The organism is Methylotenera sp. N17 (genome assembly GCF_000799155.1).
GTDB lineage: Bacteria > Pseudomonadota > Gammaproteobacteria > Burkholderiales > Methylophilaceae > Methylophilus.
Genome location: NZ_JUGE01000001.1, coordinates 575,715 through 602,302, shown reverse-complemented (window position 1 = coordinate 602,302; position 26,588 = coordinate 575,715). Strand labels below are relative to the sequence as shown.

Genomic DNA, 26,588 nt, shown 5'->3' with positions numbered 1-26,588 from the left:
GACCTATCCAAGTTTAGCAATAATCGCCAAGAGTTCAGCTTTATCAATCGGCTTTTGCAAACAGCCTTTGGCGCCCATTTTTTCTGCCCAAGCCAAATCCGTTACCTGCAATTTACCTGAGGTGAGCACAATAGGAATATTGGCTGTGGCCGGATCTTTTGTCAGCGTTCTTGCCGCTTGAAACCCTGTTATACCTGTCATGATGATATCCATCACGATTAGATCTGGGGCTAATCCAGCAGCCTTCTCTACACAGGCCTCGCCACTCTCTAATGCTTGCACTTCAAAGTTATTAGCTTCCAACATTTCTGTTAAGTAAAAACGATCCGTTGCCGAATCATCTACTACCAGTATTTTTTCTATTGCCATAATGAATCCTTATTTTTGAATTATTCTGGTTAAACTTTTACGTACTCAGTAACAGCTGCCACCAGTGTTTCTTGCGTAAACGGTTTGGTCAGATACTCATCTGAACCGGCCATGCGGCCACGAGCACGATCAAACAAACCGTCTTTGCTGGAAAGCATAATCACTGGGGTAGATTTAAATCGATCATTACGTTTAATCAAACTACAGGTCTGATAGCCATCCAAACGCGGCATCATAATGTCAATAAAGATAATTTGCGGGTGCTGGTCGGCGATTTTAGAGAGCGCGTCAAAACCATCCTCTGCCAAGATAACTGCATACCCTGCATTTTTTAGAAAAATTTCAGCACTGCGTCGAATAGTATTGCTGTCGTCAATTACCATGACTTTTACTGCGGCTAAATCACTGTTGGACAATTAATTTACGCTCCTGTGTTGTACGTTGTTTACCTGTCAACTCTTGTCTCATTTTTATCTAGGTTAACTTTAAATTCCGGTAACAATCCTTTACATTTGTAGAAAAATATTACATTATCTAAACAGAAATGCAACACTTAGCTTACATTTGTGATAAAACACTTTAACATTTAATGCTAAAAATGGGTAATTTAGATACATTCCTCAAGTTAATTTTTTTAAGGGCTGCAATCAATGTTAATCAGACAAGAATCTGTAGATGCCAAGGGCGCACTCAAAGATCTACCTGCTACATCACCACTTCCAACCGCTAATCTGGTGCTCGCTTTCTCTTCAGTGAAGCGATTTTCGGAAGGTAAATTGCAATCCTACTTAAAAGCGCGCTACCCAACTGCACAAGTCATCGGCTGTACCACATCGGGTGAAATTAATGCAAATGGTGTCTTTGATGACAGCATTCAAATCACTGCCATTATGTGGGAAAAAGTAGTGCAACGTGTAGCGCAAACCAAAATGTCTGGCATGCAAAACTCATTTGAAACAGCTGCTTTATTAGGTAAGCAGTTAAAAGACAACACGTTAAAAGCATTATTGGTGATTTCAGATGGTTTAAATGTAAACGGATCCGAACTCCTCAAAGGTTTCCAAAGCGTATTGGGTGAAGTCCCCATTATTGGTGGCTTAGCGGGTGATGGCGGTGCTTTTGTAAAAACACTACAGATATTTAACGAGACCGTGTCTGACGGCATGATTATCGCGGTGGGCTTATATGGTGACTCTTTGATTGTATCCAGTGGTGCCTTGGGTGGCTGGAAACCGTATGGTCCCCCACGAAAAATCACCAAATCAGAAAAAAATATTGTGTACGAAATGGACGGAAAACCTGCCCTACCGCTGTACCGCATGTATATTGGTGAAGCCTTTTCCAAAGGCTTGCCGGGTACGGGACTTAAATTCCCATTGGCCATCATCGAAGAAGGTAAGCGCGATGTAGAGAAAATCCGCACATTACTCGCCGTGAATGCCGATAACAACAGCCTCACCTTTGCAGGCAACGTGGAGGAAGGCGAAACCGTACGTTTATGTCAAACCAACCATGATCGCCTAGTGGAGGGTGCTGGCGCAGCCGCTGAACTAGTAATGGATGGCTTGGGCGAGAACAAAACCAATCAAACCGGTTTAGCTTTATGTGTAAGTTGCGTAGGCCGCAAAGGTGTGATGGCTGAGCAGGTGGTGGATGAAGTCAAACAGGTTCAACTGATATTGGGGGCCAAAACCAATATCACTGGCTTTTACTCTTATGGCGAGCTTGCGCCACGCCCCAATACCTCAGACAGCGTGCTACATAATCAAACCATGACGATTGGCTATTTAAGCGAAAACGTACTCGCCTGAATCGCCGGCACATAGCGCGCCTCAGTTAAAGTATGTTATAAAGCATTTGTGTCATGCAAATGCTTTTTTTGCTATTCATCCAGTGTTAAGTAAGTCGAAAAAGGAATACCGATGCCTAATGCCGTAACTTTGATGGGAAGCCCTGTTCTCATCGAGGGCGTTTTACCAAAAGTGGGAGAGCACATCCCTGAATTTACATTGGTCGATAAAAATCTTGACGATGCGACCTTAGATAATTTTGCCGGAAAACGTAAAGTGCTTAACATTTTTCCGAGCCTCGACACCCCTACCTGTGCCAGCTCTGTAAGACGCTTTAACCAACTCGCAAGCGGCATGAAAAATGCAGTTGTGCTCAATATTTCTGCTGATTTACCTTTTGCCCAAAATAGATTCTGTGCGGCTGAAGGCCTAGACCAAGTCATTAATTTATCTACTCTGCGCGGACGCGATATGCTTAAAAATTATGGCGTACTCATCGTCACTAGCAAACTGGCTGGATTAGCCACGCGTGCGATTATCATTGCGGATGAACACAATGTAGTCAAACACGTAGAATTGGTTCCGGAAATTGCTAACGAACCTAATTATCAAGCAGCGTTAAGAGCATTAAAGTAATTGGCATATGTTCAATATGCTATCTAAGTGATACCTTACTGTTTTCTACGATTTAATCACAACATCCATTGAGTGATTTATTCACGATGTGGATATTGACCATAACAATAAACAATTCATATTTCATTCATTATTAAGGAGAATATTCATGTCGACAGTCACTCTTAAAGGCGGCCCAGTAACAGTAGGTGGTAACTTCCCTAGCGTTGGTCAAACCGCACCAGACTTTCAATTAGCAGATGCAAAGCGTGTATTACAATCATTAAGCGCTTATGCTGGCAAACGTAAAGTGCTCAATATTTTTCCAAGTATTGATACGCCTACTTGTGCGACTTCTGTACGTACTTTTAATCAAAAAGCAAGCAAGATAGACAATACCGTTGTGCTCTGCATTTCGGCTGACCTACCTTTTGCACAAAGCCGTTTTTGCGGTGCAGAAGGCATTGAGAACGTCGTAACACTCTCTACTTTCCGTGACACTGCAAAGTTTGCCAATGACTTTGGAGTCAATATTGTCGATAGTAGCCTGGCTGGCTTAACTGCACGTGCAGTGGTGGTATTAGATGAAAACAATAAAGTGCTACATAGCGAACTGGTGAGCGAAATTGCAAACGAGCCAAACTATGACGCAGCTTTAGCTGTGTTATAAGCCAACTAAGCCGTAAACGTAATATAAAAAAGCCCTGCGATTGCAGGGCTTTTTTATTAAGGGTGCTTATCGCTACAACGCACTTATTAGCTTACTCATAAGCCGTATATTTAGCATTACTTCCCTTGGCTTTTTCTACCGGGTACTTTTGTGCATTCAGTTCAATTTTCTGGTTAGCTGCTTCAATCAAATCGATATTCAACACTTCTGCAATTCTGAGTAAATAGACAAAGGTATCAGCAAGTTCATGGCTCACGGCTTCGCGTTTCTCGGGTGTTAACACCATGCTATCGGCTGGCGTATCCCACTGAAATTGCTCCACTAATTCGGCAGCTTCTACAATCATTGCCATGGCTAAATTTTTAGGTGTATGAAATTGCGCCCAATCGCGCTCGGCAACAAAGGCATTCACACGTGTACGTAACGCTTGTAAACTATCATTCGTCTCTATCATGCATACTCTCAAACAGTGTCCGGCTGCAAGGCTTCTAGCATTCTTTCTGACTGCAATAATGCTGAAAAATCTTCCGCCGTGAGTGGTTGACTAAAATAAAACCCTTGAATCTCATCGCATTCATACTGTTTAAGATAAGCCAATTGCTCAGCAGTTTCTACGCCCTCTGCAATCACCTTAAAGTTTAAACTGTGTGACATTTTAATAATCGCCGTAATAATCGCTGCATCATTGGCATCCGTTTTAATATCACGAATGAAGCTTTTATCAATTTTAATAGTATCAATCGGCAACCGTTTCAAATAAGACAAGCTTGAAAAACCAGTGCCAAAATCATCGATCGATAACCTCACGCCCATGTCTTTAAGCGAAATTAAATCACGAATACCTTCGCTATCACCATGGATCGCAACTGTTTCAGTGACTTCCAGCTCTAGGTATTGCGGGTTCAAGCCACTTTGCAATAAGACTTTTGACACTTCGTTTAAAAAACCTGAATGTCTGAGTTCGACTGCCGATACATTAATCGCAATAGGAATCGGCCGCAACCCCATGGCTTGCCATGCTTTATTTTGACGACAAGCCTCTGACAACACCCACTGCCCAATCACCTTAATCAACCCCGTATCCTCAGCGGTTGGGATAAACACATTCGGCGCGATGATGCCATTTTCAGGGTGCTGCCAACGAATCAGCGCTTCAGCGCCGACTATCTTACCGGTTTTGAGTGACACTTTCGGCTGGTACATCAATATAAACTCATGCTGTTTGGCAGCTTTATGCAAACGATTCTCGAGCGCTACTTGATCGGCGATACGCGTACTGAGCTCTTTAGTAAAGAATTGATAATTGTTTCTGCCCAAGCCTTTTGCATAATACATGGCTGCATCGGCATTACGCATCAGCATATCGGCGGTACTGCCATCTTCAGGATAAATTGAAATGCCTATACTGGCCGACACCTTTAACTCGTGGGTACCAATCTGGTAGTAATCGTTCGTTGCATTCAGTAGTTTTTGTGCGATTTCCGCAGGCGCCATTGGGCTATCGACTTCAGAAAGCAGAATCACAAATTCATCACCACCCTGGCGGCTAATGGTGTCTGTCGTGCGAATACAAGCTTGTAATTTTCTGCTTAAAAATTTAAGTAATTGATCCCCAACGTCATGCCCCAAGGTATCGTTAATTTTCTTAAAGTGATCAATATCTAAATAAATGATGGCCACTCTAGATTTTTTACGCTTGGCTGCGCCCAGCGCTTGAGTAATACGGTCTGTCAACAATAGTCGGTTAGGCAGATCGGTGAGGAAATCATGCTCTGCCAAGTAGGACATTTTTTCGGCCATTTGCTTAGCACTACTCACATCATGAAACACCAGCACCACACCCAGCATTTCTCCGCCTTCACTTTTAATCGGCGCGGCTGAGTCCTCAATGGCAAACTCCTGGCCTGTTTTAGCAATCAGCATGGTGTGATTGGCTAGCCCACATACCTGCCCATGCGCCAGCACCACATCAACCGGGTTGGCTGCCAATTTACGTGTACTTTCATTGAGAATTCTAAACACCTCTAGCACAGGCTTACCTATGGCATCTTCTTTCGTCCATCCAGTCATAGATTCTGCAACAGGGTTCAAATACGTGACATTAGAGCTCATGTCCGTCGTAATCACGCCATCTGCAATGGACTCCAAGGTCACCAGTGCTTGCTTTTTCTCTTTAAATAAAGCGTGTTCAATCGTTTTTCGGCGATCAATTTCATGCTGCAACTCAGCATTTGCATTGGTTAACGCTTGCGTGCGCTGTTGCACGATCGCTTCCAGATTGTTATTGAGCTCCTCTAATTGAGACTCTGCCTGCAAACGCTGTTTGACTTCATATTGCAGTTGATCGATGTTCTTTTGAAGTTGTTTGGTGCTGGTCATGGTGAGTGCGATTGGCATCAACCGCCACAACATGAAAGCAGTGAGCGCAGAAGCGATTGCTGTAATGCCCTTGATGCTTGCATCTACCCAATACGCAGGCATCCAGATCGTGACAATCGACACTAAATGGGTCATGCCGCAGGCAAAGATAAATACCGAGAACATCACAAAAATCCAGTTGAACTCAATATCGGCACGCCTTTTGACCAGATATAAGAGTGCAAGCGGAATAGTGAAATATGAGAGCGCGATCACACTATCGGAAACTACGTATAGCCACAACAACACTGGCGTCCACAAATAACAATGCCCGTGTGGCATGAACTCGCTTGGAATTAATAACCCTAAAAGACTTTCCACACACTCTCCCCTTTTTACCCAACTAATGTTTTTGTGATTGGATGACAAACCATGTGTTACGCGCAGAGCATGTAGCAAGACGGTGAATCGTGCACTACGTGCAAAGTATGAGGTATCAAAAAATATGGATACCAGAGGTGATTGTGATTATTTTTATAATTATGAGCTTGCAAGGCAGATATTACCTTGCAAGTGATTTGAATTACAACGGAATTTTATCTTCTTTGCGATTAGAGCCAGCGACCATTTTAATTTCAAACAATCGACACTCTAAAGGCCCGTTGAAAAGTGGGGTACGCTTGCTTGGGGTTAAGCGCATTAATTTTGGCAAACGTAAGTCATTGGTCAAAAAATAGGTGTTCCAACCCGCAAATTTACGTTTAAGTGTTTCTCCCATTTTTGGGTAGAGCAATGCCAATTCTTCATCTTCGCCAATACGCACGCCATAAGGGGGGTTTGCCACCAACACACCTTCATCAGCAGGCGGCACGGCCTCGGTAAAGTTCACATGGGCAACTTGTACGGCTTCTAGCAAACCCGCTTCTGTAAGGTTCTGCTTGGTCACACGCACTGCACGCAAATCCATATCACTGCCATACAGTTTTTGGAAGTTGGCCGGCTTAACTGCTTTTAAGGCTGCATTTTTGATCTTTTTCCAGGTATCGGATTCAAAGTTTTTGAGTTTTTCAAACCCAAAACTACGGTGTAATCCCGGAGCAATCTGCAAAGCCATCATGGCGGCTTCTAACAAAAAGGTACCACTGCCACACATCGGGTCCAGTAAAGCCTGTCCTGGTTTCCAACCGGTCAGTTGCAATATGCCTGCCGCCAAGTTCTCACGCAGCGGTGCTTCAATACTGGCTTTACGGTTACCGCGCTGATACAAGGCATTGCCTGAGGTATCCACATAGTATTGATAACTGTCGGCTGTCAGATATGCGTGCACACGCACTGCAGGCGTTTTGGTATCAATGTACGGGCGTGAGTTGACGACTTGGCGGAATTTATCGCAAATGGCATCTTTGATTTTCAATGTAGCAAACTCTAAGCTTTTGAGTGGGCATTTAACACCCGTCACTTTCACCATAAAGTCATGCTTCACTTCAAACCAATTGGGCCAATTGAGCTTATAGGCGGCTTGATACAAATCATCTTCAGTGGCATATTTCCCACGCCCTACTTGAATCAAGATACGTGTGGCTATGCGCGAATGCAAGTTGGCGTGATAGCACACCGCCAGTTCACCAACAAAGCTTACGCCACCATCGGTGGGTTTGATGTCACGGGCACCGCTCGTGTGTAGTTCGTTTACGAGTAACGCTTCCAGCCCTCTGGGGCAAGTCGCAAAATATTGATTCATGTGTGTTCCTAATCCTAGGTTTAATCCTGAGTGCTAATGATCTAGACTTCTAATCGACGTGCTGACCACGCATATGGTCGAAACTAAGCTGTAATTTGTTGTGTGGGTTATTGGATATTAAGCGCTCTACCAGATCGACAAAATCAATACGATGTTCCAAAGCTAATTGTTGCGCACGCGCTTGTAGCTGTGCCAGCTTAATGACAGGTGTGTTGGCTTGTTTAAATCCAAATACCACAATATTGCCTGGTTTACCGGTTGGCAACATCAGCACATGACCATCAAAACTTTGCTCTATACGCTGCAAGTAAACATCAAAATTCTTGTCGCTACCCCATAAATTGATGACGAATATGCCATCGTAGCGCAATATCTCGGCGCAATCGTCAAAAAAAGCCTGCGTGCAAAAGTCTGGCGGAATACCCACGCTATCAAAAGCATCTATCATCAACACATCGCAAATATTCAAATGTTCTTGCATGTAAGCAATGCCATCGGTTTGCAGTATTTGCAATCGTGCATCGTCTTCTGGCACATAAAAATGGCTGCGCGCAATCTGCATCACTTGTGGATTAATTTCCACCACGGTTTGCGCAATCGTCGGACAATATTGCCAAATATACTTAGGTACGGATCCGCCGCCTAAACCAATGGTGAGCACCTGCTGTGTATCTTGCTTAAATAACAAAAACCCCATCATGCCGCGAGAGTAAGGCAACTCTAGCGCAAAGGGCTCTTTCACACGCATGCTACTTTGCACGGTGACTGAACCTAAATGCATGGAGCGTACGCCATCCACCTCGGTCACCTCCACCACATTGTTATCCGCGACACTTTTATGAATTTTTCGATTAAATCTAAACATAGCGCGTGCTTATTCGGCGCTTTCAGTGTCTTCAAACGTTTCAGCTTCAGCGCTTGCTTCTGATGGCGTTGTTTCTGACTGTACCGCTTCTGGCTGAATTTCTAGCACTCCTTTGAACTGGCAATGCAATTCCATCAATAAGGTATCTACTTTTTGTACTGCCAACTGCACACGCGTACCCGCTTTTAATTCTGGCAAGCTTGGCACTTTGGTCATATAGGGCAATGCTTCTAAACGTACAAGGTTTTCGCGCCAAACCGTTGCTTGAATCTCGGTGATATTTTCTTGAATCAAGTATTGTAAGCACCAAAAACGCTCCATGCGTGTCTGAAATTCGTTGTAGGCGTTATAGGTCAAATCAAAATTACGCATATGTCCCACAATCACATCACTGTTGGCTGGGTACACCGGCGGCGTCATTTGCACGGCTGCAATCAATTGGCGTTGATTGATCAAATCCACTGCGCGTCGTAATGGTGATGTGCTCCACGCATATTGCGCCACACCTAAGCCTTGATGCCCTTCTGCCTTGGTGGTCATATACACTTTACCGCCATTTTGCGCGCGATAGATGCCCGGTAATTTGTGTTCGGCCAATAGTGCGCCCCATTGGCTATTGGCCTCAATCATCAGTTCTGCCACCAATTTATCCATGGGTGAACCGCGTTGGCGATTCACGATACTGACTTTGCCGTCATCGACATAAAAATTGTAGTCCACTTGTGGTGGTCGCGTGGGGTCATACTTGCCGCGTGCTTTTTCTAAACTTTCGGCAAACTGAAACAGGTATAGCAACCGTGACCAAAACGGGTGGCCGGTATCTGCATCCAATGTACTTTCATTAAAATAAGGCTCAAGACTGTCATGCCGCAAATTTTCAGCAATCTTGATACGCTCTATCTTAGTTTCACGCTTCACCACACTAAAATCTGGCGCCACTTCAATATAGAGCGATAGCACAGGCTTAATCTCGCCAGCATCTAAACTAAACGGACGGATCGCAGCTTCTGGCAACATCGTGATCTTGTGTCCAGGCATGTATACCGTAGACAAGCGCTTCATCACTTCTGTATCGAGTGGCGTATTGGGTAGCACGCCCAAAGCAGGCGCTGCAATATGTACGCCCACTTGGGTATTGCCATTTGCAAGCAAAGTCACAGACAAGGCATCATCAATCTCTGTGGTGGTACTGTCATCAATACTAAATGCTTCAACCTCTGACACTGTTAAATCGCCGGGAGCTTCGGCAATGTCAAATGTGCCAAACTCGCCACCATGTGGAAAATATTCCCGCAAAAATGCACCCAAATGATAATCATGTACCGATGGAATCGCCCCCGCATTTGCCAGCACTTGTATCGGCATTAAGTGCAAATCATGCGTGGCTTGCTCTAGCGCTTTCCATTCCAAGGTATTTTTGTCCGGCGCGTAGCACAGCATATCTAGCTTACTTGCAAAGCTCTCTGGCAACTGCCCTAGTTTCAAGGCTTCAGTCATCTGTGCAACGTGCTCAGCTTGCAGACGTTTTTTTTCTTGGCCAGCTAAGGCTGCTTTGAGGGTATCCGCTGGTGCCGATTTATAGTTGCCTTTACCTTTGCGGTAAAAGTACATGGGGGCTGCATGCAGTTTAGTGGCGACAGCTGCAGACTGCACTGGGGTAGGTTTTACACCATAATATTCTTGCGCAAGGGCTAAAAAGTTAAACTCGGCTTCGCCGCAACATTCCCACAAAAAATCGGTATCTAGCGTATCGGCTTCTGCATTGGCGGCGTCCATAAATCCAGCGATCGATTGTTCAAATCGCATCAACACATTCGCCACTTTGATTTTAGAGCGCTTACCGCTGCTGGACTCTATTTGTAGCGAACTGTCAGCTTCTGTCATGATGGAGGCGACTTTAAAACCACCATCTTCTTCATAAAATACGTTCATTCAAAACACTTCATTGGATATAGCCGCCATGATACATGAGTCGCGACTGCATTCCTGTCAAAAATTGCAACTGAAATGTGATTAAACGCTCTAAAATAGCAGGATGAAAACACTGCAATTTGACAATCGCTGGTTACGTGAACTACCAGGTGACCCCGAGACCGATAACTTTACGCGCCAAGTGCCAATCGCACTGTGGTCAATGGTCAATCCTAGCCAAGTGCGTGCCCCTGAGTTGCTGGCTTACTCGCCAGAGGTTGCCAGCATGCTTGGCCTTAGCATAGCTGACATGCAAGACCCAGCGCTGCTGAATGCACTCAGCGGTAATGATTTATTACCAGGCATGCAAGCCTATGCCACGCGTTATGGCGGCCATCAGTTTGGTAACTGGGCAGGTCAATTAGGCGATGGCCGCGCCATTTTACTGGGCGAACTAATTAACGATGGCAAGCGCTATGAGTTGCAGTTAAAAGGCGCAGGCGCCACCCCTTACTCCAGACGTGCGGATGGACGTGCAGTGCTTCGTTCCAGTTTGCGGGAATATTTATGCTCTGAAGCTATGTATCACTTAGGGGTACCCACCACACGCGCACTCAGCTTAGTCACAACTGGTGAACAAGTGGTACGTGACATGTTTTATGATGGCAACCCACAATTGGAAACGGGCGCCATTGTTTGCCGCGTGGCTCCCTCCTTCACCCGTTTTGGCCATTTTGAAATATTAGCCAGCCGTGGTGAGCTCGACCTACTCAAGCAGTTGATTACGTTTACCATCGACCGTGACTTTAGCGATTGGTACACAACGCAACCGTACAAACTGGCAGACGATCAACTCACGCCTGAACTCATTAACGCATGGTTTATGGAGATTTGTGAACGCACGGCTACTATGATTGCACACTGGATGCGCGTAGGCTTTGTGCATGGCGTTATGAACACAGACAATATGTCGATACTTGGGCTCACCATCGATTATGGCCCCTATGGCTGGGTAGATAACTTTGACCCAGGTTGGACACCCAACACCACGGATGCACAAGGCAAGCGTTATTGCTTTGGCCGCCAGCCTGATATTGGCCGTTGGAATCTAGAGCGGTTGGCCGATACCTTAGCGACCATACTGCCTGATACCAATGGTTTAGCGCTCGCCATCGAACAATACGATAGCACCTACGTGACGCAACTCACGCAAGCATTTGCAGGTAAATTCGGCTTGGGTGATTGGCAAGATGGCGATGGTGAAATGGTCAATCGCTGCTTTGAGCTGATGATGCGCGCAGAGGTGGACATGACTTTGTTCTTCACGCATTTAGCAAAAATGGACATTGCCGCGCCACAATTAGAAACACTCAAGATTGCGTTCTATACTGAACAAGGCTACAGCAATTTTGGTGCAGATTTCACAGAGTGGCTGTCACTCTACTGCCAACGCATCCAAACTGCATCGCAATCTGCGGAAGCAAGGCTAGCGCAAATGCAAATGCACAATCCACGTTATGTGTTACGTAATTACCTAGCACAACAAGCCATTGATTTAGCTGAAAACGATGACACCAGCTTGCTAGAAACACTACATCAAGTCTTGCGTAACCCATATACCGAGCAAGCCGGTATGGAACGCTTTGAAGAAAAAAGACCAGATTGGGCGCGACATAAAGCGGGTTGTTCTATGCTGTCCTGTAGTTCATAATTATCAGCATGAGCGCTCAAGAACGAATTATTATCGCCGGATTAAGGCCTACCAAGGCACGTTTGGCAGTACTGAACACCATTGCAGATGCAGACAGCGCACTCAGCCATCCTGAAATTTTAGAGCGCTTATCCACGCAAAAAGAGTTTGATCGCGTCACGATTTACCGCGTATTGGATTGGCTAACCGAGCACGATCTCGTACATAAAATTTCAGGTGAAAACCGCGCTTGGAAATTTCAGCTATCACAACAGAAATTCACATCAGCAACTGCACCCAAAGCTACTAGCGCAGTGTTATCAAATAATCACCATCACGCACATTTACACTGCAAGGTCTGTGGAAAAGTGACTTGTGTACATGAGTTAGAACCGCATTTCCCTGCTCCACTATTAGCGCAATACCAAGTCACGTCTATTGATATCAACATCAAAGGTGTTTGCGCAGACTGCGCATCTCTTAAATAATCCCACCCTCTCAATTTGGCAACATTGTTGCAAAAAATAGGGTTAACCCATAAAATGCAACATTGTTGCTAAATTGGGTTAACCACATGAAAAAACTTCCAGTCACAGTACTTTCCGGTTTTTTAGGCGCAGGCAAAACCACGCTGCTCAACCATATCCTCAATAACAGAGAGGGCAAACGTGTTGCCGTCATTGTCAACGACATGTCCGAAGTGAATATTGACGCACAACTAGTACGTGAAGGCGGCGCTGACTTATCGCGTGCAGATGAAAAGTTAGTGGAAATGAGCAATGGCTGTATTTGTTGCACACTACGCGAAGACCTGCTGATTGAAATTACAAGGCTCGCGCGCGAACAACGTTTTGATTATTTACTGATTGAATCCACGGGCATTTCTGAACCACTCCCTATTGCTGAAACGTTTACTTTTCGAGATGACGATGGCACCAGCCTGTCTGATGTTGCAGAATTAGACACGATGGTCACGGTAGTCGATGGCTATAACTTTCTAAAAGACTACGCCTCTCAAGACCTATTGGCGACACGTGGTGAAACATTAGGTGAAGAGGATGAGCGCACCGTGGTAGATCTATTGATTGAGCAAATTGAGTTTTGTGATGTATTGGTGCTGAATAAAACCGATTTGATGTCACTCACTGAAATTGATCGGTTACAAGCAATATTGAAAACGCTCAACCCACGCGCTGATATCGTACGTAGTCAGCATGGCCAAGTGCCGCTTGAGCGCGTCATAAATACTAAACGTTTTAGCTTTGAAGAAGCTGCCGATGCGCCAGGCTGGTTAAGTGAATTGCGAGGTGAACATTTACCAGAATCTGAAGAGTACGGCATCTCAAGTTTCGTATATCGCACCAGCAAACCCTTTCACCCAGTACGTCTGTGGCACTGGTTTAACCAAATATGGCCTGGCGTCATTCGCTCCAAAGGGCATTTTTGGATTGCTAGCCGTCCAGATGTCTGTGCAAACTGGTCACAAGCCGGTGCTATTAAACGTGTAGAGCCAGCCGGCTTTTGGTGGGCAGCAACACCTAACGCCTATTGGCCTGAAGACGAAGCTGCATTTTTGAACATCAAAGCACGCTGGCAAGACCCTTATGGGGACAGACAACAAGAACTGGTCGTGATTGGCATCGAGATGCATCAAGAAGCCATCACGATGGCGTTTGATGCTTGCCTATTAACGGAAGACGAAATTGCCCTTGGTATGGCGCAATGGGCAACATTTGAGGACCCATTCCCTAACTGGCAAACAACGTATGAAACACAAGAGGCTGCTTAACGTGCTTAACCTCGAAAAAATATCACTATGCTAAAATATCACCATGGATAAACGCATACCCGTCACCTTACTTACTGGTTTTTTAGGCTCAGGCAAAACCACACTACTGAACAAACTGCTCAATCATGAAGGCATGAAAGATACCGCCGTCATCATCAATGAACTGGGCGAGGCTGGCTTGGATCATATTCTGGCCCAAAATGTAGAGAGCAGCTATGTGGCTGATAATACTGTGTTATTACAAAGTGGCTGCCTCTGCTGTACTTTAAGTAATGAATTAGCAGACACCATGCGCGACTTGTTTTTTAAACGTGCGATGGAAGCTATCCCCCAGTTTAATCGCTTGGTAATCGAAACCACAGGCATGGCAGACCCCGGCCCCATTCTTGGCAACTTAATGAATGAGCCGGTGATTGAATCTGTATATCGATTAGATGCTGTCGTGGTAACGATTGATGCTGTTTATGGTGCTGAGCAAATAGATACGCATGCCGAAGCGCGCAAACAGGCTGCCGTGGCCGATGTATTGCTCATCACCAAAACAGATTTGGCCAGCCCAGCGCAAATTGCCACACTCAAAGAAAAGTTAATTGCATTAAATCCAGGCGCAACGCAGCATAAGATTTTGCATGGCACTATTGACCCTGATTTTATTATTGACGTTGGCTTGTTCGACCCCACCGGCAAACAAGCAGAACCACAGCGCTGGCTGCGGGCACCAGTTAAATCGGCCAAGCCACGTGGCATGTTGCCACAAGCTGCGCATGATGACGACATTACCAGCTTTACAGTCACCATGCCTAAGCCGTTGAATTGGAAAGATTTAAAACCACGGATTTTGTGGTTATGCCAAACCTATGGCGAGCATTTGTTGCGCTTAAAAGGCATTATTCATGCCGAAGATCAGCCTGCGCCGTTGGCCATTCATGCCGTGCATTTTACCCCCTACCCACCTACCTTGCTGGAAGGTTGGGATGAGGACGAGCCCATTAGCCGTATCGTGCTTATTGGCAAAGGCTTGGATGAGTTAGAGATTAGAAAGGCGTTAATGCAAGTGTAATTAAATGCCATCCTCAGGTTAGCAGTTGTGTGTTATCGCAACTGCTAGTTATTGCGTGTTGTTACTGCGTTTTATAGTGCGGCCCAAAAAACTCTTGCATTAAAAAGTCTTCCAACTCCGCGCTATCTTCTACTCTGGCCGATTTCATCACAGAACGGCCCAAGCGATGTGACTCCCACTCAAAGTCACCCTGATAGTGCTCACGAATCAAATCAATCATGCGGCGAATCATGATCAAACGTATATCTTGCCCACTGCGTGCTTCCACCTGGAAGAACTGCATTTTGGCGTTGTTGTAGTTATCGGTCCAACCTTTAAAGCTAAAGCTGGCACTGTTGCTATCCATACGCTTCACTTCAAATATACCATTGGTACCTACTTTAAGGTTTTGCATGATACGCTGATCACGTTTCTCGTCTTCGCTCGGCCCACGCTCTCTTGCCGCCGCCTCGGCATTCTGTTGTGCCGCATAAGATTCGGCAGACTGGCGTTGCGCACGCCGCTGATTGACCATCGCCATCATATCCACTGGGGCTTCGTTGGGTGCGGGAGGCTTATTGCTAGGTGCTGGCATCGGCAATGGGCTAGGTGTCGGGCGCGTTAATACTTCGGGCACAGAAAAATCTTGTGGTTTAGGTTTACTTGGCTTCGCAGCAGGTTTTTTCGCAATCACCTTAGGTGTGGGTGGCTTAACTGGCTCAGGCTGCGTCTCGGGCAAGGGCGTCGGCTCTGCTATCACAGGTGCGGTTTGCGGCAAAGGTGCCAAGTTGACTTCTATCGTCGTAGATTCCGGAATCGGGTGCATCTCCGGCTTAGGGATCACCCAGAAAAACAAAATAGCATGTAGCAACAGCGAGGCCAGTACAGCCACCAGCGTATTGCGACTCATACTAATTTGTATGGGACGCTCACGGCGTGGTTTGGCCAAAAACAGGTCTGCCGCGCTTTCATGAATCAGTGATTTATCTGGCCGCATACACACTAACTCGCTAATTCCGACCACACTTTATCTAAACGCTTGGTCGACACTGGAGATGGCGTTCTTAACTCTTGCGCAAATAAGGACACGCGCAGCTCTTCAATCAACCAGCGGTAATCAGCCAACGCCGGTGGAATCGCTTTATTGGCAGCATGCAGTACCTGTATCTTGTCTTGCCAACGCTGCCAAATCAGCCCAACACTGGCGGCATGTTTACCATCCCGGTCAGCATTGCTAGGTTGCTTTTCTATGCGCAGGCGCAATGCTTTTAAATAACGGGGCACGTGCTGCAAATACTCCCAAGGTGTTTGGCTAAAACATCCGCGATACACCAGCAAACCGATTTGTTGCTCGCAGTCGCGTTTTAGGCGGTTCACCGTTGCAGGCATTTTGGCTTGTTGTTGCAACAAGGATTGATACTCATTGGCAATCGCTTGTGCTTGTCGCGTCACAGCTTCCGTCACGGCCGGTAAGCGCGCACGCGCACGTTGTTTTAACTTCATAAAAGCATCATTCGTCCTAGGCAAATCATCTTCACCGATAAATGCACGGTCTGCTATCGCGGTAAGCATATCTTCCCGTAACTCGTCGGGGGAAATGATATTACGCAGCAACAAGGCGTATTGATTAAAATTGGGCAAGCTTTTTTCTAGCTGCTTCATTTGCTCTTTTAACTCAAAGCGCATCAGTCGGCAAACACCTTTACGATGATTTACGCTCGCCTCAGCAACAGTATCGAACAGCTTGACCGCAACGCTCTCTTCTTGGTCTTCCAATGCAGGATATCCGGTCAACTGGTGACCATCTCTGGTAAACGTCAGCGTTTCCGGCAAATCCCCAAAATCCCATTGTTTTAGGCCAGTTTTTTCAATGCTGGGCGAGTTTGCACGGAAAGTGAGTTGCGCGGCAGAACCCAATTGTTTTTTGAGCGCATGCCAGTCACGCCCCATACCAAGTTCGCGGCCTTTCTCATCCACCACACTAAAGTTCATGTGTAAGTGATCTGCCACCGCAGTCACTTCAAAATCTGACGCTGACAACTTTAACGAGGTTTTACGCTGAATATAGTCAGCTAATGTCGGCAACAATGTACCTTGCGTATGGTGTTGCTCTAAAAAGCCAGTCACAAACTCTGGCACTGGCACGCACACGCGTCGCAATGTTTTAGGCAGCGCTTTAATCAGTGCAGTGATTTTTTCACGAATCATACCCGGCACCAGCCATTCAGCACACGTAGCATCCAGTTGATTCAATAAGGCCAAAGGCACCGTCGCCGTGACGCCATCAAGCAAGTGCCCCGGTTCAAATCGGTACTTCAATGTAAGTGTCGTACCATCCATCACCAAGGTTTCCGGAAACTGTGTCTCGGTAATTGCAGCAGCACCATGCCGCATCAGTGCATCACGGGTGAGGTATAACAGTTTGGGCGCTACTTTTTCAGCATCCGTGCGCCATTTCTCAAACCCAATACCATTCACAATCCCAACTGGGACAATGGCATCATAGAATGCAAATAACTGGTGTTCGTCCACCAACACATCTTGCCGACGTGCTTTATGTTCCAACTCTTCAATTTCTGCAATCATGCGTCTATTTGCATCAAAAAAAGGCGCTCTGGTATCAAACTCCATATTAGCGAGTGCTTCGCGAATAAAAATCTCACGCGATTCAGTTGGGTTAATCACCCCATAATGCACGCGACGTTTGGGTATCACCGTTAAACCATACAAGCTCACACGCTCCCATGCCACAACCTGTGCCACTTTTCTATCCCAGCGCGGGTCTGAGTAGTGGCTTTGCGTTAACCCCTGCGCAAGTGGCTCTATCCAATCAGGTTCTATTTTAGCCACACAGCGCGCGTACAATTTGGTGGTATCGACCAACTCTGCTGCCATCACCCACTTGGGGCGTGTTTTCTTTAAGCACGAACCCGGTGCCACATGAAAGCGGATACCGCGCGCACCAGCATAAGAATCACTGTCCCCATCCTTAAAGCCAATGTTTCCCAGTAAACCAGCCAATAAGGATTTATGTATTTGTTCGTAATTTGCATCTTTATCGTTGAGTTTAAACGCCATGTCGTCAACAATATCCAACAGTTGCCCATGTAACTCACGCCATTCTTTGAGGCGTAAAAAAGAAAGAAAGTTTTGATGGCATTGATTCAGCAAATCTTTATTCGATTTTTTGTGTTTGAGTGCATGATCAAACCAATCCCACAATTTGAGATAGCTCATGAAATCTGAGCCCTCACCCGCAAATTTGGCATGTGCACTATCCGCTGCTTCGCGCTTATCCATGGGCCGCTCACGTGGATCTTGTATGCTGAGCACACTAGCAATGACCAATATCTCTTTTAAACATCCCTCACGTTTGGCAGCCAAAATCATACGTCCAACACGCGGATCCAGCGGCAACTTGGAAAGTTGCAAACCCGTTTCTGTAATTTGCCGTTGCTCGTTGACTGCGCCTAGCTCTTGTAAGAGCAAATAGCCATCTGCAATCAAGCGCGAACTCGGCGCTTCAATAAATGGAAACTCAGTCACATCGCCTAACCGTAATGCAGCCATCCGCAAAATGACCGAGGCCAACGAACTACGTAGAATTTCAGGCTCGGTAAACGCGGGCCGCCCGTTGAAATCTTCTTCCGAGTAGAGCCTTACGCAAATACCGTTAGAAACACGGCCACAACGCCCTGCACGTTGCTTCGCTGCAGCCTGTGAGATTTTTTCAATTTGTAATTGCTCAACTTTGGCACGCGGGCTGTATCGATTCACGCGGGCTAGCCCTGCATCAATCACATACTTAATACCCGGCACTGTCAGCGAGGTCTCCGCCACATTGGTCGCTAGTACGATACGGCGAGTGCTGTGCGACTTAAAGATTTTCTGCTGATCTTCGATAGAGAGGCGCGCAAACAATGGCAGCACTTCAATATGCTTGAGCTTGGCTGAACGACCCTGATACTTGCGCAAATGGTCTGCGACATCGCGAATCTCACGTTCACCAGGCAAGAACACCAAAATATCGCCATCACCCTGCCTAAGCAAGTCATCAGCTGCATCTAAAATGGCTTCTTCAATCGCTTCCTCTTCGTCATCCTCTTCCAGCCAACGCGCTTCTGTTTTGGCTTTGCGGGCGATACCCAAAATATTGCCATTGGTAATATTTTCAGTAGAGAGAAAGTCCGTCTCATCTTCTAAATCAAACTGCGTATTTTCAGCCTCGGCTATTTCCTTAGCGCGAAAACCGGATTTGCCCAGAGGGCGATAGCGGATTTCAACAGGGTAAGTACGGCCAGATACTTCAATGACAGGCGCACCATTGAAATGATTAGAAAAACGATCGGCATCAATCGTGGCCGAGGTCACAATCACTTTTAAATCAGGACGTTTAGGCAACAACTGCTTGAGATAGCCCAGCAAGAAATCAATATTCAAACTACGCTCATGCGCCTCATCGATAATAATCGTATCGTAGGCATTCAAAAACTTATCGCCCTGCGTTTCCGCTAACAAAATACCATCGGTCATCAGCTTGATATAGCTAGATTCCGACAGCTTATCGTTAAAGCGCACTTTGTAGCCCACCACTTGACCCAGTGGCGAATTCAATTCCTGCGCAATCCGGCTTGCCACAGAGCGTGCTGCAATACGGCGGGGTTGTGTGTGTCCAATCAAGCCGGACACACCACGGCCTAACGCCAAGCAAATTTTGGGCAACTGGGTCGTTTTACCTGAACCGGTTTCTCCACACACAATTACTACTTGATGCTGTTGAATCGCTGCAGCAATTTCGTCCTTCTTGCCACTGACAGGCAGTTCAAGCGGATATTCTGGTTTAGGCAATTGCGCTAAACGTAGCTGATATTGCTGTGTTGATCTTTGTATGGCGTTTGCTATATCTACCAGTGACTTTTCAATTGGTTTTTGCTGTTTAAGCAAATCCTTGGCTTGCTGTAACCGGCGACGCAAAACAAAGCGATGCACCAGCATGCATGCCGGCAATTGCTTTTCTAATTGGGAGATTAGCTGAGAGGGGTTGATTTGGCTCATAAAAGCGTGATTTTAACACGCCCGTTGTAAATGGATTAGGTAAAAGGACTATGGCAAAACACGGCTTTTTACTGTCTGACACAATCCTCTAGACCGGTATTGCCGCCTTTAAATTCAGGTTCAAAATAAAATTTATGAAAAGTCAGCTGCCCTTGCTTATTCACTTTAAATTGCGCAATGCCGGTGCCGTAATCTTTCGTGAGTTGATCCGTCAATGCAAAATGCATGGCTGCAACGTTGCCATTAGCGGCGGCATGTCCCAAATAAGTACCGTAATCTGGCACCTCTAGCTTAAAGTCATAGCTGGCATAGCTACCCTTACTGTGTTCAGGCTTGAGCTGCATAGTGACTTTGCCTGTGTACTTTCCTTCATGCGCATCATCGCCGGTACAGGTATACACGCCACTGAAGTCTACGTAAGGCTGTACCGTCCGCGGCAAGCTTTTTTCAGCATGTGCACTAAAAACTGCACTGATCAACAGGGTCCCTAATAGCATTGACTTCATATTCACTCTCCAGACCAACTCACTCACATAAACCGCGCACTCAGCGAGGTTAAGTTAAATGTTTCTAAAATATTGTTCAATCGATCACGCGCGTTTTTACGCGCATGTCCAGTGTACTTGGCAATGATTAGCTCATTTTTCATGGAATGCTCCCAACCCACCAACTCTGTCACCGTGACTTGGTAACCATGGGCCTCTAACTGCAAACAACGCAACACATTGGTGATATGGCTACCAAACTCACGCGTATGGATAGGATGCCGCCATACTTCACTTAACTCAGTTTTACTTAAACTATCTGCCTTATGTTGACGCATCACTTCCGCCACCTCAGCCTGACAACAAGGCACCAGCACCATATATTGGGCCTGTTTCTTCAAGCCAAACTGAATTGCATCATCTGTAGCGGTATTACACGCATGCAAGGCTGTGACAATCTGCACTTGTTCCGGAATCAAGGTAGACGTCATCGAATCCGCCACGCTTAAATGATGAAAGTCCATTCTAGGGAATGCGCATACCTCGGCCAATGTTTTGGATTTTTCTACCAAATCTGCGCGTGTCTCCACGCCAATCACTTGGCCGGCAGGCTGCTGTTTAAGCAGTAAATCATACAAAATAAAGCCTAAATAAGACTTACCTGCGCCATGGTCGACCACTGTAGGGTCAGGCACTTTGGCTAACACGTCATTGAGTAAAGGCTCAATAAAATTGACCAAGTGATACACTTGCTTGAGCTTGCGGCGGCTATCCTGATTCAGTTTGCCGTCGCGCGTTAAGATATGCAACGCTTTCAGCAGCTCGATAGATTGGTGCGGTTTAATTTCGGGTGGCATCGTCATAGACGATATTTTATCGTGCATTCTCCTCATACACTGAAAAAATATGAGGGAGACTGTCGTCTTAGCCAGCAGTTCCGCGTTTTGACTAGTAAGGGCGACAACACTGCCCCAGATTGAACAACAACCATTGGGAGTAACAACATGAATAAAACTTGGATGATTGTAGCGACAGCCTGTGTCTTCAGTGCTTCAGCTTATGCTGATGATGCTAAATCAGTAGATTTGGACAAACGTGGTGATAGAATTGAACAGCGCTTAGACAATCGTGGTGACCGTCGCGAACAACACCTAGATAACAAGGGTGATCGTATTGAAAATCGTTTGGATAACCGCGGTGATCGTATTGAACACCGGTTAGACAACAAGGCGGATAGAGCCGATGCAAATGGTCATGAAAAACGTGCAGACCATTTAAGAAACAAAGGTGACCGTATTGATCAACGCCTTGACAATAAAGGCGACCGTATCGACCAACGCTTAGATGCGCGTGGCGATCGTGTTGACAATCGCCTAGACAATAAAGGTGAGCGTATTAATAATCGATTAGACCGCCGTGCAGACCGTCGTTAATTGAAGAGAAACTGATTTAAAATAAAAGCATGACAAACATGTGCATCAATAAATAAAACAATGGAAGCTTTTTTAGCGGAGATTGAACGTCGTGCTTTTCGCATTGCACAATTGGCTACTGGTAATCGTGATGATGCCTTGGACATTGTGCAAGACGCCATGATTAAGCTGGTACAAAAGTACAGCGACCAGCCAGCCGCGTCTTGGAAACCGCTGTTCTACCGTATTTTAGAATCGCGGATTATGGACTTTCATCGCCGACAAAGCGTCCGTAACCGATTTAGAAGTTGGTTAGATCGACCATCAGACGAAGAGGACGGCGAAGATTTACTGGAACAGCAGCCTGCCGAGATATCAAGCTTTCCCGATATCCAACTGCAGGATGCAGAGTTTATGGGGCACTTGAATAGCGCATTAAGTGAATTGCCATTGCGCCAGCAGCAAGTGTTTTTGCTACGCATTTGGGAAGGTTTAGACATTAGCGACACGGCAACTGCTATGCAGTGCTCAGAAAGTAGCGTTAAAACCCATTATTCACGTGCACTAGAGAAATTACGGATTGCTTTAAAGGACTTTCAACCATGACTATTGATGAAAAAACATTTACCGACCGCATTCAATCCAGCCTGACCGCCTCGACCAACGAGATTGACGCAGACACGCAACACCGTCTGCACGCTATCCGTCGCCAAGCGCTTCAGCAGAAACCGCAAAAAGCATGGTGGAAAAATATAGTGTGGGCACCAGTAGCCGGCGTGGCGTTTTGTAGTGTGATGGCCATTATGTTTATTTTGCCGGCACAACATAGCGCTAGCCCGGCAGCCGTTTCTGGGGAATATACAGCGATGTTTGAAGTCGTGGAAAGCCCAGACGACCTAGATGCGATCACAGATCCAGAATTTTACTTATGGTTAGATGAAACCGAACCCAGCCCGAATAAACTTAATTCGATGAATGATGCAACCGCGCATACCGCTTAGGGCTTGTTGACGCGAGTTTGACAATGCAACTGAAAAGTATGCACACTGACACCAACATAACAAAAGCGCCCAAAACAAGAGGCGCACAACAGTATTGTGATAAAGGAACAAACAAGGGAAACACCATGCAGATTTACACCATACATCACAGGTTTTTGCAGTCTGTGTTTAGCGTCTCGCTACTCGTGATACTCACGCAGTTTCACTCACTAGCGCATGCAGATGGCGTGCCTTGGGAAAATCTATCTCCTCAACAACAAGAAACACTGTCACCAATGCGGGAAGACTGGCGCGACCTACCCCCTAATCGCCAAGAGCGTTTACGCCAAGGGGCTGAGCGCTGGAACAATCTATCGCCTGAACAACGCAACCGCATGCAAGATAGAATGCAACGCTATGACAATATGAGCCCGGATGAAAAAGGCCGCATTAAAGAGCGTATGCGTGAGTTTAGAGAATTGCCCCCAGAAGAACGCAGCGAACTACGCGAGCGTTGGAGAAACGTACCGCCGGAACAAAAAGAGAGAATACGCGAACGCTCTCAGCGCATGAACCCAGAAAAAAAATCGCGTGGCAAACAGAGGTAATAATAAAATGGCGGATCGGATAATGGCCAGCACGATTGAGTCAGATGTCGGCCATATTTTGGTGTTTGGCATTTAACTAGCCAGCTACAAATGAAAGCCCGTTTAACTTTACGCGTTACAACGGGCTTATGTATTTTTATGACTAGACGCTAATATTTTAATTAAGAATATTTCAACTAATTAAAATATAAAGTATCTATCTGCTTAGAATCCACTGAAATATCGCACTTATCGGAGCTGACTCCTTTTTTAGACTGGATAGCCTCGGCCACAATACCAAATGCACCACCCTCTGCACTAAGTACTGACCCAAAATAACAATGTGCTGATATAGGTATGTTTTTGTATTTGGTCTGAAAACTTCTAGTGGGTGTAAATGGAGGAAAAGATCCCTTCATGATAGGGTCCTCATTCACTGTGATAGATAATTGATTTTTACTTGGATAATATATTCCTCCAAATACTAGCTCCTGCCCCGAAACGTTATAGGTTTTTTTATTTGCGATATGAGGTGGTTTAGTTGCGCAAGCTGATATCAATGTAGCAGCAACCAATACGGCTAAAGTAGATTTTTTTATATTGATCATATTATTTTTCTTAAAGTTAAAGTTATATGGTGGGTGGATTGTGGGTTTAGGCTAAGCCATGAGTGCCTAACACTAAAGTTAAATTGAATTGGATTAGATTGGATATTAGGAAACCCAATAATTATACACGTGTATAATTATATCCATACACATACCCATCAAAAAGTAAAAATTAATTAAGTACCTACAAGATGCATGCATCGAGTCACTAAGGTGCGTGCATCGAGTCCTTAGCTAGCAATGCACGACATTCCAAGAGCACGTGCAAGATATGCCATTAGCACAATTTTTATTTTGATAAATTAGACAATATTCTTTAGATATGTCATCCCGATGCTAAAATACGCAAACTTAGTAGGGTTTGCGCATTTTTTATTTGGCTTAGGAGCATCTAGTGGCAATTCAGTGGTACCCAGGACATATGACCTCTGCCCGTAAAAAGGCGGAAGAAACCATGGAGTTTATCGACGTGGTGATTGAGGTGCTGGACGCTAGATTACCTGCTGCAAGCCATAACCCAATGATTGATGAAATGCGCTTATTTAGGCAACGCCCAAATCTTAAAATCTTAAACAAAGCCGATTTAGCAGACCCCACGACGACGCAAGCTTGGCTGAATTACTTTAACGCTCAGCCCAATACCAAAGCGGTTGCGCTTTCTTGCAAAAAAGCCGGTGATGCCAAAAAAATCCCAGCACTTTGCCGCAAGTTGGCGCCGCATCGTGGCACACACTTAAAACCATTACGCATGATGATCATGGGCATTCCAAACGTGGGGAAATCCACACTCATGAATGCCTTGTTAAATCGTCGCGTGGCCAAAGTGGGCGATGAACCAGCCGTCACCAAAAGCCAACAGCGCTTTGATTTGGATGACACCATGAGCATCACCGATACGCCTGGCATGATGTGGCCTAAAATTGCCGTAGAAAGCGATGGCTACATGCTGGCGGCCAGTCACGCTATTGGACGAAATGCAGTGATTGATGAAGATGTTGCGATTTTTTTAGGCAATGTATTGCTTAAAGCCTACCCGGATTTACTGAATGTTCGCTACAAGCTGGATGCAATGAAGTTAGATGTGAAGCAGATTGATGGCATAGACCTGCTGGAAGGCATTGCCAAACGTCGCGCGTATAAGCGCCACGATGGGGAATGGGATATGGAGCGCACCGCCATGACCTTGCTCACTGACTATCGCAGCGGTGCCATTGGTCGCGTGAGTTTAGAATCCCCAGTGAGCCGACAACAATTACTGGATAGTTTGATCGCATTGCCCACGGAAGCTTTAGCGCCTGAAACAAAGCCCGAACTAGATTAGTGTGCTTTGATTAATGTACTTTAGTGGCAATGCCGGCGTGCGTTGCCACCAAATTTCTACCCCGGTTTTTGGCCATATACAATGCATTATCGGCAGAAGCCAGTAAACGTTGCACGTCATAACCGCTAGACTCTGACCCTGCCGCGCCAATACTCACCGTACACTTCACCTCATTTTGCGCCTGCGATGTTTTCTTCACATGACGCACAGAAATATTTTTGTGCTGAATCATCTCCCTAATTCGCTCCGCCAAAGCCACCGCTTCTTTTTCGCTCGTATTAGGCAATAACACGCAAAACTCTTCGCCACCGTAGCGCCCTACTACGTCGCCTGCGCGTAGTGTGGTTTTAATGGTCTTGGCAATCGTCACCAATACTTCATCTCCTACCAAGTGCCCGTGCGTATCATTCACTTTTTTAAAGTGATCCAAATCCACCAATAGTAATGACATCGGAATTTGAATACGCTTACATATTGCGTGCATTTTGACTGCAGCATCTTGCAAGCCGCGTCGATTCAGTACATTGGTCAAGCTATCCACAGTCGCCATCGACTGTAAGTTTTGATTCACTTGCGCCGTCAGCATCAAGACAAACAGCACCGACACAAAAAACTGAATGACACAGGCCAACATAAACGTATAAGCATTCACCGGCCAGTCTAGAAAGCTTTTAAACAGGTCACTTTCCATATAAAACGCAGAAAGCACGCGTGCCACCAGCAGTAACGCCATCATAAAAAACAGGCTAGATGCAATCCAATATAAATTGCCAACCAAGCCATCATCCTTACCAAACGTCAGTCTGGCGCCCATCATGTAGATAATGGCGAAGATAAATGCATTGCCGATAACCACCATACGTAAGTCTTGTTGATGCATGATGAGAAAAGCATTGAGAACGGTCAGAACTAAAGCAATAATCAGTGGCAACAGGCGACGTACAGTTTTGCCAGAAAACGCCTGTATACCATTAATAAACAAGCCCAAGCCTAGCCCAATCAAAACAACACCGGGTAAAATGTGCCACTGTGTCGACTCAAACTTAGAGAACAAAATCACCATCCCCAAGCCAATCACCAAATTACCCACGGCCCAATAGCCAGGACCATTCATGTCTTTGTGATGGGAACGGGTAATCGCCAACAGCATGGACAACATGAATGTCAGGAGCATTGACATAAAAATGATAGTTTTTAAGTCAAAGGTTGGCATAGATTCAGATAGTTGAATTAAAATGGTTTCAATTGAATAGAACTACACTATATCGCTTATTGCGTGCTTACTCTATAGCTCCAATAGCAG

Annotated in this window: 25 protein-coding genes; 12 read left to right on the top strand and 13 right to left on the bottom strand. The window is 45.7% G+C overall.

What is annotated here, in order from left to right; genetic code table 11:
• Positions 1–3: 3 nt before the first annotated feature.
• Both FG11_RS02945 and FG11_RS02940 read right to left on the bottom strand, forming a co-directional pair.
• A complete protein-coding gene (locus FG11_RS02945) occupies positions 4–369 on the bottom strand; it encodes a response regulator (protein ID WP_020181579.1) in 366 nt (121 codons plus the stop codon).
• 29 nt (positions 370–398) lie between these two features.
• Positions 399–752 (bottom strand): response regulator, encoded by a 354-nt coding sequence (locus tag FG11_RS02940; protein ID WP_200884590.1) that lies wholly within the window; start codon positions 750–752, stop codon positions 399–401.
• Positions 753–1,019: 267 nt separating this feature from the next.
• Here FG11_RS02940 and FG11_RS02935 point away from each other — a divergent pair, with 267 nt between their 5' ends.
• The 3 genes from FG11_RS02935 (at position 1,020) to tpx (FG11_RS02925) (ending at position 3,444) form a co-directional block, all read left to right on the top strand.
• Positions 1,020–2,180, top strand: a complete 1,161-nt coding sequence (locus FG11_RS02935) for an FIST signal transduction protein (RefSeq protein ID WP_020181577.1) — start codon at positions 1,020–1,022, stop codon at positions 2,178–2,180.
• A gap of 111 nt (positions 2,181–2,291) precedes the next feature.
• Entirely contained in the window at positions 2,292–2,795 is a 504-nt protein-coding gene (gene tpx / locus FG11_RS02930; RefSeq protein WP_047533020.1) for a thiol peroxidase, read from the top strand.
• Between the two features lie 148 nt (positions 2,796–2,943).
• Positions 2,944–3,444 carry a thiol peroxidase gene (gene tpx, locus FG11_RS02925; protein ID WP_020181575.1) on the top strand — a complete coding sequence of 167 codons (501 nt, stop codon included), beginning with the start codon at positions 2,944–2,946 and terminating at the stop codon, positions 3,442–3,444.
• 91 nt (positions 3,445–3,535) lie between these two features.
• On the opposite strand, the gene FG11_RS02920 is transcribed toward tpx (FG11_RS02925), so the two are convergent.
• From FG11_RS02920 to FG11_RS02900, 5 genes are all read right to left on the bottom strand, one after another.
• Complete coding sequence (locus FG11_RS02920) at positions 3,536–3,898, bottom strand: nucleotide pyrophosphohydrolase (protein ID WP_020181574.1); 363 nt, start codon at positions 3,896–3,898, stop codon at positions 3,536–3,538.
• 8 nt (positions 3,899–3,906) lie between these two features.
• Positions 3,907–6,183, bottom strand: coding sequence for a putative bifunctional diguanylate cyclase/phosphodiesterase (locus tag FG11_RS02915; protein WP_235276329.1), 2,277 nt, complete (start codon positions 6,181–6,183; stop codon positions 3,907–3,909).
• 202 nt (positions 6,184–6,385) lie between these two features.
• Positions 6,386–7,543, bottom strand: a complete 1,158-nt coding sequence (locus FG11_RS02910) for a THUMP domain-containing class I SAM-dependent RNA methyltransferase (RefSeq protein WP_020181572.1) — start codon at positions 7,541–7,543, stop codon at positions 6,386–6,388.
• 49 nt (positions 7,544–7,592) lie between these two features.
• Positions 7,593–8,408 (bottom strand): polyamine aminopropyltransferase, encoded by an 816-nt coding sequence (locus FG11_RS02905; protein WP_047533018.1) that lies wholly within the window; start codon positions 8,406–8,408, stop codon positions 7,593–7,595.
• Between the two features lie 9 nt (positions 8,409–8,417).
• Positions 8,418–10,340: a ribonuclease catalytic domain-containing protein gene (locus FG11_RS02900; RefSeq protein ID WP_047533016.1), complete on the bottom strand. Its 1,923-nt coding sequence runs from the start codon at positions 10,338–10,340 to the stop codon at positions 8,418–8,420.
• Between the two features lie 103 nt (positions 10,341–10,443).
• Between FG11_RS02900 and FG11_RS02895 the strand changes: the two genes are divergently transcribed.
• From FG11_RS02895 to FG11_RS02880, 4 genes are all read left to right on the top strand, one after another.
• Entirely contained in the window at positions 10,444–12,030 is a 1,587-nt protein-coding gene (locus FG11_RS02895) for a protein adenylyltransferase SelO (RefSeq protein ID WP_047533014.1), read from the top strand.
• A gap of 8 nt (positions 12,031–12,038) precedes the next feature.
• Positions 12,039–12,497 carry a Fur family transcriptional regulator gene (locus FG11_RS02890; RefSeq protein WP_020181568.1) on the top strand — a complete coding sequence of 153 codons (459 nt, stop codon included), beginning with the start codon at positions 12,039–12,041 and terminating at the stop codon, positions 12,495–12,497.
• Positions 12,498–12,583: 86 nt separating this feature from the next.
• Entirely contained in the window at positions 12,584–13,798 is a 1,215-nt protein-coding gene (zigA, locus tag FG11_RS02885) for a zinc metallochaperone GTPase ZigA (RefSeq protein WP_047533012.1), read from the top strand.
• A 43-nt stretch (positions 13,799–13,841) separates the two neighbouring features.
• On the top strand, positions 13,842–14,858 hold the full coding sequence (locus FG11_RS02880; protein WP_047533010.1) for a CobW family GTP-binding protein: 1,017 nt from the start codon (positions 13,842–13,844) through the stop codon (positions 14,856–14,858).
• Positions 14,859–14,919: 61 nt separating this feature from the next.
• Here FG11_RS02880 and FG11_RS02875 read toward each other — a convergent pair whose 3' ends face one another.
• From FG11_RS02875 to FG11_RS02860, 4 genes are all read right to left on the bottom strand, one after another.
• Positions 14,920–15,834 (bottom strand): hypothetical protein, encoded by a 915-nt coding sequence (locus FG11_RS02875; RefSeq protein WP_020181565.1) that lies wholly within the window; start codon positions 15,832–15,834, stop codon positions 14,920–14,922.
• Between the two features lie 5 nt (positions 15,835–15,839).
• Positions 15,840–19,832, bottom strand: a complete 3,993-nt coding sequence (gene hrpA / locus FG11_RS02870) for an ATP-dependent RNA helicase HrpA (RefSeq protein WP_047533007.1) — start codon at positions 19,830–19,832, stop codon at positions 15,840–15,842.
• Positions 19,833–19,960: 128 nt separating this feature from the next.
• Positions 19,961–20,398: a hypothetical protein gene (locus tag FG11_RS02865; RefSeq protein ID WP_200884556.1), complete on the bottom strand. Its 438-nt coding sequence runs from the start codon at positions 20,396–20,398 to the stop codon at positions 19,961–19,963.
• A gap of 23 nt (positions 20,399–20,421) precedes the next feature.
• Positions 20,422–21,240: a class I SAM-dependent methyltransferase gene (locus FG11_RS02860; protein ID WP_047533004.1), complete on the bottom strand. Its 819-nt coding sequence runs from the start codon at positions 21,238–21,240 to the stop codon at positions 20,422–20,424.
• Between the two features lie 141 nt (positions 21,241–21,381).
• On the opposite strand from FG11_RS02860, the gene FG11_RS02855 reads away from it, so the two are divergent.
• The 4 genes from FG11_RS02855 (at position 21,382) to FG11_RS02840 (ending at position 23,377) form a co-directional block, all read left to right on the top strand.
• Entirely contained in the window at positions 21,382–21,810 is a 429-nt protein-coding gene (locus FG11_RS02855) for a hypothetical protein (RefSeq protein ID WP_025223979.1), read from the top strand.
• A gap of 48 nt (positions 21,811–21,858) precedes the next feature.
• A complete protein-coding gene (locus FG11_RS02850) occupies positions 21,859–22,395 on the top strand; it encodes an RNA polymerase sigma factor (protein WP_304412179.1) in 537 nt (178 codons plus the stop codon).
• Positions 22,392–22,790: a DUF3619 family protein gene (locus tag FG11_RS02845; protein ID WP_047533001.1), complete on the top strand. Its 399-nt coding sequence runs from the start codon at positions 22,392–22,394 to the stop codon at positions 22,788–22,790. The genes FG11_RS02850 and FG11_RS02845 overlap by 4 nt, the downstream gene beginning before the upstream one ends.
• A 125-nt stretch (positions 22,791–22,915) precedes the next feature.
• A complete protein-coding gene (locus tag FG11_RS02840; protein ID WP_020181558.1) occupies positions 22,916–23,377 on the top strand; it encodes a DUF3106 domain-containing protein in 462 nt (153 codons plus the stop codon).
• Between the two features lie 176 nt (positions 23,378–23,553).
• On the opposite strand, the gene FG11_RS02835 is transcribed toward FG11_RS02840, so the two are convergent.
• Entirely contained in the window at positions 23,554–23,964 is a 411-nt protein-coding gene (locus FG11_RS02835) for a hypothetical protein (protein ID WP_235276328.1), read from the bottom strand.
• Positions 23,965–24,358: 394 nt separating this feature from the next.
• Here FG11_RS02835 and ylqF point away from each other — a divergent pair, with 394 nt between their 5' ends.
• On the top strand, positions 24,359–25,285 hold the full coding sequence (gene ylqF / locus FG11_RS02830) for a ribosome biogenesis GTPase YlqF (protein WP_047532999.1): 927 nt from the start codon (positions 24,359–24,361) through the stop codon (positions 25,283–25,285).
• Between the two features lie 10 nt (positions 25,286–25,295).
• On the opposite strand, the gene FG11_RS02825 is transcribed toward ylqF, so the two are convergent.
• Positions 25,296–26,465 (bottom strand): GGDEF domain-containing protein, encoded by a 1,170-nt coding sequence (locus FG11_RS02825; RefSeq protein WP_157355006.1) that lies wholly within the window; start codon positions 26,463–26,465, stop codon positions 25,296–25,298.
• Between the last annotated feature and the right edge of the window lie 123 nt (positions 26,466–26,588).